Source organism: Burkholderia sp. Bp9012 (genome assembly GCF_003853825.1).
Classification (GTDB): Bacteria; Pseudomonadota; Gammaproteobacteria; order Burkholderiales; family Burkholderiaceae; genus Burkholderia; species Burkholderia diffusa.
In genome coordinates, this window is the sequence record NZ_QTQA01000014.1 from 87,301 (window position 1) to 101,803 (window position 14,503).

Consider the following 14,503-nt stretch of genomic DNA (forward strand, 5'->3'; position numbering starts at 1 on the left):
TCAGTCGCGCGCCCGATCGAGCTTCGGCGCCAGCATCGACTGCACGCCGCGCGCCGCGCCCTTCCACATTCGTACGTAACCGTCCAGGCCCACGCGCAGCACTTCCTTCAGCCCGCGCAGCGGCGTGTCCGTGCGCGCGCCCGCGTGCCAGTCGAGCCACGCGTCCGCGCGGCCGAACGTGCACTGCACGAGCTGGCGCTCCTGCTCGAGCGTCAGCGCCTCGAAGCTCACGCCGACATGTGTCGGCGTCACGCGGCTCACGCGCACCGGGAACGGGAACGGCCGGTCGCCACGCGTCACGCACACCGTCAGCGTGTCGCCGACCGCGAGCGGCAGCCCCGGCACCGCTTCGAGGCCGAGGCCGCCGGTCGAGTAGTCGCTGGTGAAACAAGCGGCCGTCGACCCGTCGGCGAGCAGCAGCGTCGCCGGCACACGCATCGCAATTCGGTGCGTGACGCGCACCTGCTTGGTCTCGCGCGCGACGGCCAGCGCGGCGCCGAGCATCGCGAGGTTGTAGACGGTCCAGCCGAGCGTGATCAGGATCGTCGACGCCTCGTCGCCCTGGTCGGCCACGAGCCGCCACACGCCGGCCACGATCGCGAGCACGTTCAGCGCGAACAGCACGAGGTACGGCTTCGACGTCGACCAGTCGACGTAGCCTTCGTCGATCTTGCCGCCCTTGTCGGTCACGTTGAACTTGCCGTGCTTCGGGCTGAAGAACGCGACGGTGGTCGGCAGCGCGATGTACCACGCGAGCACGGATTCGTACACTTCGGCCCAGAACGAGTGGCGATAGCGCCCCTGCATCCGCGAGTTGGCGACGTTCGCGAGCACCAGGTACGGGATCACGTAGCTCGCGAGCGCGATCGACGACGCGTTGATGAAGTACAGGTGGAAGAACAGGTATGCGAGCGGGATCGTCAGGAACACGAGCCGCGGGATCCCGTAGAAGAAATGCAGCATCGCATTGCCGTAGCAGATCCGCTGGATGAGGCCGAGCCCGCGCCCGAGGAACGGATTGTCGATGCGGAAGATCTGCGCCATCCCGCGCGCCCAGCGCGTACGCTGCTTCACGTGGCCCGCGAGGCTCTCGGTCGCGAGGCCGGCCGCCTGCACGGTCGGCAAGTATGCCGACGTGTAGCCGCGGCGATGCAGCTTGAGCGCGGTGTGCGCGTCCTCCGTCACGGTCTCGACGGCGACGCCGCCCACCTCCTCCAGCGCGCTGCGCTTGAGCACCGCGCACGATCCGCAGAAGAACGTCGCGTTCCACAGGTCGTTGCCCGACTGCACGAGCCCGTAGAACAGGTTGCCCTCGTTCGGGATCTCGCGGAACGTGCCGAGGTTGCGCTCGAACGGATCGGGCGAGAAGAAATGGTGCGGCGTCTGCACCAGCGCGCACTTCGGATCGCGCAGGAACACGCCCATCGTGGTCTGCAGGAACGAGCGCGTCGGCACGTGATCGCAGTCGAAAATCGCGATGTATTCGCCGTGCGTCTTCGGCAGCGCGCGGTTGATGTTGCCGGCCTTCGCGTGGCGATTGTCGTCGCGCGTCAGGTAGCCGATTCCCGCTTCCCGCGCGAACGCCTCGAACTCGGGGCGGCGGCCGTCGTCGAGCAGGTACACGCGCAGCTTGGCCGTCGGCCAGTCGATGCTCTGCGACGCGAACACGGTCGGCTTCACGACCGACAGCGGCTCGTTGTAGGTCGGGATATAGATGTCGACGCTCGGCCAGCTGTCGGGATCGTCGGGCAACGGCACGATCGGCCGATCGAGCGGCCATGCGGTCTGTATGAAGCCGAGCAGCAGGATCATCCACGTGTAGGCTTCGGCACCGTACAACAGGTAGCCGGCGAACGCCTCGACGGGGCTGCGGAAATCGAGCGTCTGGGTCGTGCGCCACCACACATAGCGGACCGTGGCAAGCAGCGCGAGCGACGCGAGCGCGAGGGTCGGCAGATGGCCCGGCAGGCGGCGCAGCGCCAGCGCCAGCACCGCGACGATCGCGAAAAACGCGAACTGCGCACCGGGCATCAGCGGCGACATCCCGGCCGCGGCCCACATCAGCGCACCGGCAATCAGCAGCAGCGGCGCAAGCCAGCGGTGCTGGCCGACGCCGTGTGCGCGCGCGTCGAGCCAGCCGCCCCAGCGCGCCCACGGCAGGCGCCCGAGGAGCGCGTCGAGGCGGGCGCCGAGCGCGCGCGCCGCGACGTAGACCGGCACGACGAACGTGTCGAACCATGCGAGCGGATCGCGCGCGGGCCGCTCGTCGGCCGCGCGCGGCGCGCGCACGATCGCGCGCCACAGCCACTCGCGCGGGCTCAGCGGCTGCAGCACGCCCCACTCCTGCGCGAGCCGCAGGAAGACGACGCGCGCCCGGCGGCCCACGGGATCGGCCCGGCCGGGCGACGGCGCATGGAAGAACAGCCGCACGAGCCAGTCGAGCAGTGTGCGCTGGGCCGGCAGCCCGATCCCGCGCGCGCACCAGTCGGTCGCACGCCGGGTCGCGGCGCGCCAGCGCGACACGAACGCGGCCTTCATCGCCGCGCTCCCGTGCGGCCGGCCGCGGCTGCCACGAGCCACGTGTCGACCCAGTTCGCGACGCCGTTCAGGTCGTGCGACGCCTGCGAATACGGTGCGTCGTCGAAGATCCAGGTGCCGCGCGCAAGCGTCTCGGGCACGGCCGCATCGACGTGAATCCGTTGTTCGAGCATCGACGCGGGCCCCGCGACCGCGCGCAGCATCGCGAGCGCATCGCGCTGCATGTCGCGCGCCGGGTTCAGCCGGTTCACGACGATCTGCAGGTCGCCGCCGCCGGCCCGCAACGCATCGAGGCGCGCGGCGACCGTCGCGCACGCGGCCGGTTCGGGCGGCACGACGACGAGCGTCAGATCGGCACGACGAATCGCCTGCTCGGCCTGCGGCGACGGATAGCGCGCGGTATCGACCAGCACGACACCGTCGGCCGGCAGCGCGATCTCGTCGAGCGCGCGCGACAGCCAGGCCGGATCGGCCGCGAGCCGCGCATCGCAGGCGGCGGCGCCCGCCGCGTCGACCTGCCCGTACGGCACGAACAGCACGCCATCGGCATTGCGCCACGTATGCGCGTGCCACGGCGCGGCGTCGCCCGCGTCACCGAGCAGGCTGTGCGCGAGCCCGTGCTCGGCCAGCGTATCGAGACCGAGCGTCGCGCCCATCAGGTTCTGCGCGTCGAACTCGACCGCGACGACGGGCCGGCCGCGGCGCGCGAGCAGCACCGCGAGCGCGCCCGCGAGCGTCGTGCGGCCCGCGCCGCCGGTCGTCGACGTGACGGCGATCGTCTTCATGGCGCGGCCTCGTCGGTACGGCCGGCTTCGGGCAACAGGCGCCCGCGCAGCGCGACCGGCACGAGTTCGCACGGCACCGCGTCGCGCCGGTGCAGCCCGCGCGGCGCATGAAAGCCGCGGCCGAGGCCCAGGTGCTGCGCGATGATCCACACCGGCACCGCGATCGCGATGCCGACAACGAATCCGATGACGAGTTCGGCGATCATGCGCCCTCCGGCTTGCGCAGCGGCATCGCACTGCGGGTGGCGCCGCGCGTGCGCGCGACGGGAAATTCGGCGGACCGTGCCCGCGCATCGGCGGCCGGCGTTGCGTCGTCGGCGTGCGGCGGCGCATCGGCATGCTCGTCGACCGTCCCGGCCGCTGCGACTTCGGCGTCCGGTTCAGCGGGCGTCGCGACATCCCCCGCGCGTTCGATCGGCGCGCGCGCCGCACCGGCCGGCTTCACCGTCGCGAACAGGTCGCTGTAGTCGGCGATCGGCGCGCGCCGGTTCTCGGTCTTCAGCGCATCGAGCTCGGTGTCGATGCTGCCCTGCCCGAGACACACGACGCGATCGGACAGCGTATCGACCGGCACGTCGAAGATCCGTGCAAGCGCGTCATCGGCATCGGCCGGCTCGCACGCGAACAGGAACACGTACAGGTGTCCGGCATCGGCGGTCACGACATCGCCCGCGCGGCGCGGCCGACAGTGCCGCAGCGCATCGACGTGCGACACGCCGGGCAGCAGCGCGATCTTCGCGAGCGTATGCGGCAACGCGAGCACGGCGCCGCGATCGAGCACCGCGCGAATCCGCAGGCAGAAGGCGCCGACCGGCAGGTAGCCCAGCACCGAATCGCCGAGCGCGGCCGCGAGCGCCGCACGATAGTCGGCCGCGACGGGCCGCGCATAGAGCTGCCCGCGCAGCGCGTTCACGGCCGCGTGCATCCGCGACACCGGCAGGTCGCGCGCGACGACGCGGTTCGCGCCGACGCTCAGCACGAGCATCTCGAACTGCTGGCGCAGCACCTCGCCGCGTTCGACGACGGCGATCTTCAATGCGCCGCCGGATTGCCGGCGCAGCGTGTGAACGGCCGCGCACAGCGCCTCGAGCTGCGCGTGCGTGCGGAACGCCAGAACGGCGGTCGCGGCCTGCGCATGCGCACAGGCGGCGACGACCGCCGCGTTGTCGTCGACGATTTCCCAGCCGGCGGGTACGCGACTCGCTTCGTCGAGCGCCGCGCGGCTGACGACGACGCGATCCTCGTCGATCGCGAGCTTCATGCGGCGCGACGGCTCGGCGGCGGCGCCGTCGACGATCGCCGCGAGCCGACCGCTCGGCGCGAAACGCAGCGGCCGCACTTCACCGGCCGCGAGCGTGTCGCCGGCACGCCAGAAATCGACGACCCACAGCAGCTCGCCATGCGTGCGCTGCAGCTGCGAGACGCCCGAGCACACCGCGTGAAAGCCGCTGCGCGGCGCGCGATTCGCATCGCGCACGAGCGGCGGATCGTCGGTATCCGGGTCCGCGCCGGTGCGCACGATCTCGGGATCGACCAGCAGCACCAGCGCGATCCGGTGCGTGCGGCACCAGTCGGCGAGCGCGTGTGCCTCTTCAGCGAGCGCCGCCGGATCGTCCCAGCTGAACCAGCGCTGCGCGCCTTCGATGAAATACAGCGAGCGCGCACGAAAGCCGTAGCGCTTCATCGCGCGCAAGCCGCCGGTGAGCCGTGCGAACGGAGCGGGCGCCGCACGGCGCGGCGCACCCGGTTCGCGCGCGGCATCGCCGCCGGCCGGCTCATGCGCGGGCGGCATCGCCAGCACGTTCAGGTTACGCGGCCAGCCGGCCGGCTGCGCGCCGCCCGCGAAACCGCGCGACGCCATCTGCGCGGCAACGCGCGCCGCGTCGCGCGACAGCACGACCGTCACGTCGCGCGTGCGCGACTGACGCGCGCTTTCCCACACCAGCGCGTCGCACGCCGGCGTGCCGGCAGCGGCATAGATCGTGTACAGGCCGCCCGCTTCCAGCTGCGTCCACGCATCGGGCAGCCCGTCGATCGCGAGCCGGCTCAGCGGGCCGGTGCGGCCGCCGGGCCGCCCGGTGCGCAGCAGCGCGCGCAGGCGGCCCAGCAGGCCGGCGGCGCCGAGCGCGGGACGGGTTGCATCGATTTCCGTATTCACGCGCTTCCCCTAGTAATCCGAATAAAGCCGCACCGGCGTCGGCGTGACAAGCCAGCTGCGCTCCGCGCGTGCGTCGAATGCATAGCGCAGGTACACGAGCGCCGAACTTGGCGCATAGTCGTGCGACCGGTCGACGTGCAGTTGCGCGCCGACGCTCAGGTGCGGATTCACGCGATATTCGACGATGCCGTTCACGCCGTACGAGAACGACACGCCACGTGTCGAACTGCTCGCGTAGACGAGCCCCGCCGCCTCCTGCGCGGCGCGCTGGTTCGCGAGGGTCGGGTAGAACAGCGAATCCTTTTCGTAGCTGTTCGAGATCCCGGCCGTGACGGTCAGGTCCCACGACAGCGCGTCGCGCCGCCCTGCCCACTCGATCGGCACGCCGAGCGACAGGTAGCGCTGCGGGCTGTAGTAACCGCCCTGCCCATACGTGTAGTAACGCAGGTTCTGCGCGTAGTGCCACGCATTGCCGACGAGCCCCGTGCTCACCTTCATCGTCGCGCGTTCGTACACGGGCACCGTGAAGCCCGAGCGCAGCGTCACTTCCGCGTTGCGCTCGACGTTTTTGCCGGACAGCACGCCCGCGCCGAGTTCGGCAAACAGGTTCACGCGGCCGACGTCGACCGACCCGCGCAGGTTCACGCCGTCGCGGCGCACGCCGCCCCATACCGCGCCGGTCCACGGATCGCGCATCCCCGCATACGACAGCACGCTGCTCGTCTCCGGCCGGCGCGACGCGTTCACGCTGAAGCTCGCCGGCCCCGCGTCGAAGCGATAGCGTACGCCGCCGACCAGGTAATGCACCGGGAAGCCAAGCGGCGACGTGCCGAGATCGACGCGCCATGCGTCCGTGAGATAGCCGGCGCCGAGCGCGACGCCCGTCATCGGCTGATGCAGGTCGCCCGGCGGATGCGCGATCAACGCGGCGGCCGACGGATTCGCGGCGAACGGCGCGGGCAGCCCGATCGGCGTGTTGAGCGCCGCGTAAGTCCCGAACGTCTTCAGCGAATACGCGTTCGGGTCGCTCGTATCGAGCGTGCCGGCGTCGAGGTGCACGGTGTCGAGTTGCAGGAACGCATGCCCGTCGTAGCGCACCGGCAGCTGCATGTAGATCGGCACCTGCTGCGCGCGGTACGCGGAAATCCCCTCGTCGCCCGACTTGTACGCGGGCAGCCAGCCGACCTCGATCTCGGGATCGCGCCGCTGTGCGAGATCCGCGAACGCGGCCTGCGCGGGCGTGCGGCCGTCGCGGCCCGGGCTCACGCCGCTCGTGCGCTCCTGCGACAGCGACAGCCGGTACAGCGATGCGGCATCGTCGTAGCGACCCTGCGCCTCGGCCACGCGCCCCGCCGCGACCGTCACGTCGGCACGCGCCGGGTACGCGGCCTGCAGCGGGTCGATCACCTGCGCGGCTTCGTCCGCGCGGCGCAGCGCGTTCAGGCGGCGCACGACCGACAGCCGCGTGTCGACGTCGTCGTCCGGCGTGCGCGCGAGCACGGCCTGCACGCGTGCGAGCGCGGCCGCGCGATGGCCGCCGTCCTCGTCGATGCGCGCGAGCGCGAGCTGCGTATCGGCATCGTCCGGCGTGCGCGCGACGACCGGCGCGAGCGCATCGCGTGCCGCGTCGTAATGGCCCTGCGCGCGTTCGAGGTCGGCCAGTTCAAGTGCGTAGCGCTTGTCCGCGCGTCCCGCCGGACTCGCCTGATCGAGCAGCGTGCGGGCGCGTGCATAGTCGCGTTGCGCGATCGCGTCGTCCGTCCGCCGCAGCACGAGCCGCAGCGACTGGTCCTCGATCCGCGCGGTCTGTGCCGGCGTCAGCGCCGGCTCGCGGCGCAGCGCGTCGAGCCACGCGGCGAGCGCGTCGTCGCGCCCCGCGCTGCCGAGCAGGTCGCCGTAGCGCAAGCGCACGTCGGGATCGGCCTCGTGCGGATGCGCGGCGATCCAGTCGCGCAGCGGCGCGAGGCCGCGCTCGGGTTCGCCCGCGTCGATCCACTGCGCGCCGATCGCGGCCAGCATGTCGGGATCGTCCGGCGCGCTCGCCTGCGCATGTGCGAGCGACGCGGCGAAGGCCGCACGATCGCCACGGCCGAGCGCGCCGCGCGCGCCGGCCAGCGAACTTTCCGCGTCGAGCTTGCGCGCGAGCGCACGCATGCCGTCCGAGCGTTGCGCGTCATCGACGCCCGCAAGCGCGGCCTGGGCGCCCGCGATGTCGTCGAGCGAGTTGCGATACAGCGCGGTCGCATAGCGCATCTCGGGCGTGTCGCTTTGCGCGAGCCCGTCGTCCATCACCGTGCGGCCGAGCTGCGGCAGCCCCATGTCGCGATACAACCGGGCGAGCGCGAAACGCGTCCACGGCGCATCGGGCGCCGCGCGCACCGCCGCTTCGTAGCGTTGCGCGGCTGGCCCGCGTTCGCCCTTGTCCGCAAGCGCGCGGGCCTCGCTCGCGAGCAGGTCGGCGCGCAAGCCGTCGAGCGCGCGGCGGTCGTCGCGGCCCGTCACGCGGCTCTGCAGCGCGTCGAGCAGCGGGCCGATGCGATCGGCGCGGCCGGTGTTCTCGTACAGCGTCGCCGTCCCGCGCACCGCCGACAGATTCGGCGAACGTGCGGCGAGCAACTCGCGCAGCAACGGCTCCGCGCGCGCCCAGTCGCGCTGCGCGAGCAGCGCATCGGCAAGCTGCAGCTTCGCGTCCGGGCTGTCGGGCTGCATCGCGAGCGCGGCGCGCGCCGCGCGCTCGGCATCCTGCGGCCGTCCGGCCGACGCCGCCGCGCGCCCCTGCGCGATCAGCCCCCAGAACTGCGCGGTGCGTGCGAGGCTCTGCCACTTGCCGCGCTGGTCGGTCGACAGCGCCGCGGCACGCGTAAACAGCGCGCGCGCTTCGTCGTGCCGGCCTTCGCGCAGACGCAGCAGGCCGAGCCCGCCGACCGCATCGGCGTCGCCCGCACGCGCCTGCGCGGCGCGCGCGAGCAGCGGATCGGCGCCGGCCAGGTCGCCGCGCGCGAGCGCCTGCAAGCCACGCTGTTGCGCGATGTAGCCCGGATCGCGCTCAAGCAGCCGCTGCGCGTCGCGCTGCCGGTCGAGTGCGCCGACACGATCGCGGAATTCGGTGTCGTCCGGCACGAGCGCGAGATATGCATGCAATGCGTCGAGATACGCGGGATCGGTGCCGGCAGACTGCAGCACGCGCCGCCACACGGCCATCGCTTCCGTATGATCGGCGTCGCCCCGCTTCGCGAGCGACCACGCGATGCGGTTGGCCTCCGCACGCGTGTCGTCGCGCTGGTTCAGGAGCCGCGCGAGCGCGAGCGCCGCGCTCGAATCCTGTGGGTCGGCCGCGACCGCGCGGCGCAGCGCGGCGATCGCCGGTTCGCGGCCGCCCGGCGCGTTCGCGACGATCTGGAAGTACTCGGCGCCCAGCGCACCGGACGGCGCACCGTTCGGAAACAGCGCGACGATCCGCCGGGCCGCCTCGTCGGCGCGGCCGCTGCGCGCGAGCAGGCGGATCTGCGCCATCTCGCCGCGGCCGCTCGTCGCGACGCGGTATTCGTCGGCCGCGCGGCGCGTGTCGGGCGCCGCGGGCACGCGCGCCTGCAGGCGTGCCAGCGTGGCCTGCGCACCTTGCGCGTCGCCGAGCCGCAGCAGCACGCGCACCTGTTCCGCGAGCAGTTCGGGATCGTCCGGCGCGATCAGGAGCCCCTTGCGCAGTGCGTCCCGCGCGAGGTCGTCGCGATGCTTGGCGCCCCACATGCGGGCGGTCGCGAGCTGAAGCCGCGCATCGGACGAAGCGGACGCAGCGGCCGAAGCCGGCGCCGACGCGGCTTTCGGCGCGACGGGTTTCGTCGCCGCGACGGCAACGGCGGCCGGCACCCCCGCAGAGACCGACGACGCGAGCCACGCAAGCCCCGCGACACGCCGCGCGGTGTACTTCATCGGCCTGCGCATGACGGGCCCTCCCAGCGCGCATCGAGCGACCCGTCCGCGCCGAACCGGTAGCGGCCATCGCGCCATCCGAGGCCGAACAGCGTCAGCACGCTCGTGTAGTAGCCGGGCGCCGACTGGCGCGCAAGCGCGTCGACACGGGCCACCTGGGCATCGGCGAGCGCATGCTGGCCGCGCGCGTCGAGGAACGGCACGGCCGCCGCCGAGAAGCCGCCATTGCCGTCGTTCGGCCCCGCGACGCCGGTTGTCGTGTCGACCTTCTCCGGCGGCGCGCCATGCGCGGCGATGTGATCGGCGAACGGCGCGAAGCGCGTGAGCAGCGGTGCCGCGAGCGGATCGGCGCGATCGAGCATGCCGGCCCACAAATACACGCGAATCGCGTTGTAGGCGCTTTCCGCGTGGGTCTGCGGATCGGGCGCGAAGCCGGCACCGGCGCGATACAACGCCCAGTCCGGCGCAAAGCCCTTCGGCGCGGTGTCGAGCAGCACGCGGCCGGTGCTGGCCGCGAGCGCGGACCAGCGGCGATCGTCCGGCAGGCGCGCGGCGAGCCCGCGGATCACCTGCGGCGGCGAATAGCTCGGGTTCACGCGCCATCGCCCGTCGGCCAGCCTGAATCCGGTCGGCCCGGGCAACAGCGTGAGGCCGAGGCCCGGCACGCTGGCCGTCTCGTCGTCGAGCACGCGCTTCGCGAGCAGCGCGCCGCGCGCGGTGTAGCTGCGCTCGTGCCATAGCCGTCCGGCTTCGACGAGCGTGTACGCGATCCACAGGTCGGCATCCGACGCCGCGTTCGCGTCGAGCACGCGCCACGCGCCGTCCGGCGCGCGGCCCCACAGCCACGCCGGCAGACGGGCGCTCAGGTCGCCCTGTGCAAGGTTGTTCTCGGTCCATGCGAGGATCGTGTCGAACGTGTGCCGGTCGTTCGCGACGAGCGCGAAGAACAGTCCATACGCCTGCCCCTCCGATACCGTGCGCGAATCCGCCGAGCCGACGTCGATCACCCGGCCGTCGGCCGACACGAAATCGCGCTTGAACGCGTCCCAGCGCGGCCACGCCGCGCCGCACCGCACGTCGGCCGCGCCGCTTTGCGCGGCCTGCGCGCGCCCGGCGGCGCCGGTCGCCGCGCACGCAGCCGCGACGGCCAGCACGAGCGTCGTGCCGACCCGCCGCGCCGGCTGCGTTGCCCGTCGCCTTGCGAATGCCCACGCCATCCGTTACATCCCCCGTCGGCGCGCGGCGATTCTCTGCAGCACGCTGAACACGCCGAGCGCGAGCAGCAGCCCCGCGACGACGCCGACCACGCCGAGCACCACCGGGTGCTGCGCCGCGTGCGTCCAGACGCGCGCGTACCACGGCACGAAGCCGACCACGTAAGGCTCACCGACGCGCAGGCTGTCGACCTGCCCCGGCCGCACCAGCGCGAGGTCGCCCTGCAGCTGCGACACGAGGCCCGGCTTCTCGAACACGTCGAGCAGGTCGGCAAGACGCGTCTGGTCGGTGGCCGTCAGCGCCACGACGCTGCGGCCATGGCTGCCCGGCAGCTCGAACCCGGCCAGCGCCGCGAGCGAGCCCGTCTGTTCGATATGCGCGCCGCCGTCGGCCATGCCGATGCCGTTGCGCCAGCGCTCCTTCACCGAAAACGCGACACGCGTCGCGCCCGTGCCGGCCTGCTGGTCGATCGACAGCGGCAACGCCGCGCGCCAGTGCGACAGCAGCGGCGACGCGGGCGAGCCGTCGATCACGAGCAGGTCCTTGCGGCCCGCGAGCGCGGCGACGTCGCCGGGCCGCGCGACCTGCACGCGCAGCGCCGGGAAGCCGGTCCACTGCCCCATGTGGCCGAGCATCGTCAGGTAGGCTTCCAGTTCCTGCGGCGACGGCCGGTCCGGCATCACGACCGCCGTCTGCGACAGGTCGGCGAAGCGCGTGAACGGGAAACCGCTGTTTGCGAAGAACGCCAGGTTCGGCAATTGCGCGTAATGGACGAAGTGCGAGAAGTCGATCGTCGAATCCGGATCGATCGCCGCGCGCTGCGGCTCGGTCGCGGTGCTCGAGCAGAGCCCCGTCTTCTGCGAATCGAGCGTGAAGCGGAATTGCAGCTGGTTGCCGCTGCCGACGCGGAACGCCGGGATGTCGACATCGCTCGTCACGCGCCCTTCCGGCACCGACAGCAGCGGCAGTTGCATGCGCCCGCGCGCGTCTTCCGCGTGGGCCGGCCCGAGCCGGTAAGACTTCACGAGCTGTTCGTTGATCTCGACGGCGAGCGTCGAGTTGTCCTGCACGGTCGGCGCCGTGTAGCGATAGCGCAGCGTGATCGGCACGCCCGAGCCGTTCCACGAATGCAGATCGGCCGGCACGCGCAGGTTCAGCCGGATCGCGTCGGGCGACGTGCCGCGCACTTCGAGTTCGCGCGGATCCGACACCAATTCGCGGAACGCGATCGGCCGGTTCACCGGCAGCCAGCGCGGTGCGTCGTACGGCTTGCGCGGCGCGCCGAGATCCACGTGCGCGACCGTCGCCGCCGGGCCGGACAGCGCCGCGCGGCCGAGCACGAGCGCCGCGACCGCGTCGTCGACCTCGGCGGCCGTGCGGCCCGTCACGATCAGCAGCTTGCGGCCCGGCGCGGCCGGGTTGTCGGCGACGGCGAGCAACGGGCCGTTGACCGACGGCAGCGCGAGGCCGGCCGGCAACGTCGCGGCCGTGCCGACCACCACCGCCTGGTCGTCGGCCGGAAGCGTCGCTGCAACCGGGAAGCGCGCCTGCCGGTAGTCGGCCTGCGCGCCGAACCACGACGCGAGCACGCCGGCGCTGCGCAGCGTCGCCGAGTCGGGCGACGCAGGCAGCACGAACGGCAGCCGCAGGAGCCCGTTGTCACGCCGGTCGAAGAACGGCGCGGGCAAGAGCGCGAGATCGTTCGGCAAGCGCACCGGCGACTCGTCGAGGATGAGTTCGCTCGTCGGGCTCACGTCGGCCCACAGCGCCGAACTCGACGGATCCTCGCAGTGGTCGAGTGTGTAATGCGCGATCAGGCGCAGGCCGATCTGGTTGAAATCGGAGAAGTAGCGCGGATCGATCGGGATGTCCTGCGTGACCGTGCGGCCCGCGCGCGTCGCGTCGAACGGGACGGTCGCGACCACCTCGCCGTTCATCGACACCTTCAGGTGCGACATTGGGAAGACCAGCGACGGCGAATACGCGTAGGTCAGGCGCAGCCGCGCGCCGGTGACCACGCGGTCGAGCCGCACGCCCGCATTGATCGTGCGCGCGTCGTCGGCGCCGCGCAGGTGGACCGGATCGAACGCGCCGAGCGACGCGAACGGCAGGTGCACGGTCGTCGCGGGCAGGCCGGCGGACGCCGCGCTGGCGGCGCTCGGCATGGCCGCGAGCGGCGGCACGGCCGCGCCGCTGGCGAGCACCGGCACGGCCTGACTGCCGGCTGACGCCGGAGCGGCCGCAGCCGGCATGGGCGCGGCCGCCAGCGCGGCCGCATGGAACGCGCCGAACGTGGCGACCGACAGGACGAACAGCGACGCGGCCGGCTTCATGCGCGGCCCCGCATCGTCACGATCGTCCGGTCATCAAGCGCGCCGCAACCGACGCGCGCAAAGCAGCTATGCCCGTGAGTGCACATCCCCACTGCTTCCCCTCAAAGTCTGGCCTGAATGCAATTATCGAAACAACGCGGCGAATCATTTCGCTGCCGACTCGTCGGACAGCGCGCACCTGGCACCGGCGCTCGCACATTCGTCACACTATCTCAAAATCAAGACAAAACTCGCCCTGATTCGTGCCGACGAAGCGAAAAACAACTCAATCCGGTCGGAAATGCTGCGCGTCGCGATGGAATGGCAAGAGTTACACCGTTGCTGCCGGCCGGACCGACCGGCATACTGCCGGCGCTGCCGAACCGACGGCCCGGCGCCCCGGGAAACCGGCCGGATGCCGGCGGCGGCCCGTTGCGGGCCGCCCGGAACGCGCTGCCGCGTGAGCGGCGCGTATGCTACCGCAAGCTCGGGCCGCGCGCTGTGCTTTCTTCTTGGAAAACTGACTTGGATCAATTCGTCGACACCGCCACTCCGTCCCCCGACACGCTGCTGCGCATCATCGCCGCGCAAACCGAGATCGCGAAACTCGGCCTCGACCTCGGCAGCGTGATGGCTTACGTGACCGAGCAGGTGCCGCAGCTCACCGGCGCGAGCGGCGCGGCGGTCGAATTCGCCGAAGGCGACGACATGGTGTACCGCGCCGCGTCGGGCTCCGCCGCCGGGATGCTCGGGCTGCGGCTGCGCCGCTCGGGCAGCCTGTCCGGCCTGTGCGTGACGCGCGGCGAACTGCTGCACTGCAAGGATTCGGAATCCGACCCGCGCGTCGACCGCGATGCGTGCCGCCGCGTGGGGCTGCGCTCGATGCTGGTGATGCCGCTCACCCATGCGGACACGACGGTCGGCGTGCTGAAGGTGATGTCGCCGGACCTCGACGGTTTTTCGGCCGCCGATGCCGGGACGCTGCGGCTCACGGCCGACCTGATCGCCGCCGCGATGTTCCATGCGGCGCGCAACGAGGCCAACGAGTTGTACCTGCGCGCGACGCACGACGCGCTCACCGGCCTGCCGAACCGCGCGCTGTTCTACGACCGCCTGCGCCAGTCGATGCATACGGCGCTGCGCGCGAACGGCCGGCTCGGCATCCTCAACATCGACATGGACGGGCTCAAGCCGATCAACGACGGCTACGGCCACCGCGCGGGCGACGCCGCGCTGCGTGCGATCGCCACGCGGATGCAGCGCGCCGTGCGGCGTTCGGACACGGTCGCGCGCGTGGGCGGCGACGAGTTCGCGGTGATCCTGCCGGACATCGGCAGCCGCGACGACGTCGATGCGCAACGCGCACGGCTCGCCCGGCAGGTCGGCGAGCCGTTCGAATTCGAGGGGCATCCGCTGCGGCTCGGCGTCAGTGTCGGCGTCGCGATACTGCCTGACGACGGCACCGACATGAACGCGCTGATCGAGCACGCGGACCAGGCGATGTACGCGGTGAAGCGCACGCGGACGCAGCGGGCGGCGCACGCATGACCCGCTTGGCCACCGCG

General features: G+C 72.2%; 8 protein-coding genes. 1 reads left to right on the forward strand and 7 read right to left on the reverse strand.

Features of this window, described 5'->3' with window-relative positions:
* From bcsA to bcsB, 7 genes are read right to left on the reverse strand one after another with little or no spacing between them, the layout of a single operon-like run.
* Positions 1 to 2,538: a UDP-forming cellulose synthase catalytic subunit gene (gene bcsA, locus DIE11_RS20110; RefSeq protein ID WP_124626584.1), complete on the reverse strand. Its 2,538-nt coding sequence runs from the start codon at positions 2,536 to 2,538 to the stop codon at positions 1 to 3.
* Entirely contained in the window at positions 2,535 to 3,323 is a 789-nt protein-coding gene (gene bcsQ, locus DIE11_RS20115) for a cellulose biosynthesis protein BcsQ (protein ID WP_124626586.1), read from the reverse strand. Before bcsQ ends, bcsA begins: the two co-directional genes overlap by 4 nt.
* Positions 3,320 to 3,529, reverse strand: a complete 210-nt coding sequence (locus tag DIE11_RS20120) for a hypothetical protein (RefSeq protein WP_059606456.1) — start codon at positions 3,527 to 3,529, stop codon at positions 3,320 to 3,322. The genes bcsQ and DIE11_RS20120 overlap by 4 nt, the downstream gene beginning before the upstream one ends.
* A complete protein-coding gene (gene bcsE, locus DIE11_RS20125) occupies positions 3,526 to 5,481 on the reverse strand; it encodes a cellulose biosynthesis protein BcsE (protein WP_124626588.1) in 1,956 nt (651 codons plus the stop codon). The genes DIE11_RS20120 and bcsE overlap by 4 nt, the downstream gene beginning before the upstream one ends.
* A gap of 9 nt (positions 5,482 to 5,490) precedes the next feature.
* Positions 5,491 to 9,423, reverse strand: a complete 3,933-nt coding sequence (locus DIE11_RS20130; protein WP_124626590.1) for a cellulose synthase subunit BcsC-related outer membrane protein — start codon at positions 9,421 to 9,423, stop codon at positions 5,491 to 5,493.
* The gene (gene bcsZ / locus DIE11_RS20135; protein WP_124626592.1) at positions 9,408 to 10,628 is read right to left on the reverse strand and encodes a cellulose synthase complex periplasmic endoglucanase BcsZ; all 1,221 of its coding nucleotides are present in this window, start codon (positions 10,626 to 10,628) and stop codon (positions 9,408 to 9,410) included. Before bcsZ ends, DIE11_RS20130 begins: the two co-directional genes overlap by 16 nt.
* A gap of 3 nt (positions 10,629 to 10,631) precedes the next feature.
* Positions 10,632 to 12,959 carry a cellulose biosynthesis cyclic di-GMP-binding regulatory protein BcsB gene (gene bcsB, locus DIE11_RS20140; protein ID WP_124626594.1) on the reverse strand — a complete coding sequence of 776 codons (2,328 nt, stop codon included), beginning with the start codon at positions 12,957 to 12,959 and terminating at the stop codon, positions 10,632 to 10,634.
* Between the two features lie 504 nt (positions 12,960 to 13,463).
* Between bcsB and DIE11_RS20150 the strand changes: the two genes are divergently transcribed.
* Positions 13,464 to 14,486 carry a sensor domain-containing diguanylate cyclase gene (locus DIE11_RS20150; RefSeq protein ID WP_124626596.1) on the forward strand — a complete coding sequence of 341 codons (1,023 nt, stop codon included), beginning with the start codon at positions 13,464 to 13,466 and terminating at the stop codon, positions 14,484 to 14,486.
* Positions 14,487 to 14,503: the final 17 nt, after the last annotated feature.